We start from the raw sequence: 453 nt of genomic DNA, 5'->3' as shown, positions 1-453 counted from the left end.
CTTGTAACTAAAATTAACAATGATAAAAATAATGCAATCGCAGAAATTAATAAACAAACTACAGCACAAGGTGTCACAACTGAAAAAGATAATGGTATCGCAGTGTTAGAACAAGATGTGATTACACCAACAGTTAAACCTCAAGCGAAACAAGATATTATCCAAGCAGTTACAACTCGTAAACAACAAATTAAAAAGTCAAATGCATCATTACAAGATGAAAAAGATGTAGCAAATGATAAAATTGGTAAAATTGAAACAAAGGCAATTAAAGATATTGATGCAGCAACAACAAATGCACAAGTAGAAGCCATTAAAACAAAAGCAATCAATGATATTAATCAAACTACACCTGCTACAACAGCTAAAGCAGCAGCTCTTGAAGAATTTGACGAAGTTGTTCAAGCACAAATTGATCAAGCACCTTTAAATCCTGATACAACAAATGAAGAA

Annotated in this window: 1 protein-coding gene; it reads left to right on the top strand. The window is 31.8% G+C overall.

Features of this window, described 5'->3' with window-relative positions:
* Window positions 1–453: DUF1542 domain-containing protein (locus M3223_RS23915; protein WP_251566288.1), on the top strand; the 453-nt coding region annotated here is incomplete at both ends.

The sequence above is a fragment of the Paenibacillus pasadenensis genome (assembly GCF_023715725.1).
In the GTDB taxonomy this organism is placed as follows: Bacteria; Bacillota; Bacilli; order Paenibacillales; family Paenibacillaceae; genus Paenibacillus_O; species Paenibacillus_O pasadenensis_A.
Note: the sequence above shows the minus strand (reverse complement) of the source record. Positions and strands in the feature narration are given on the sequence as shown.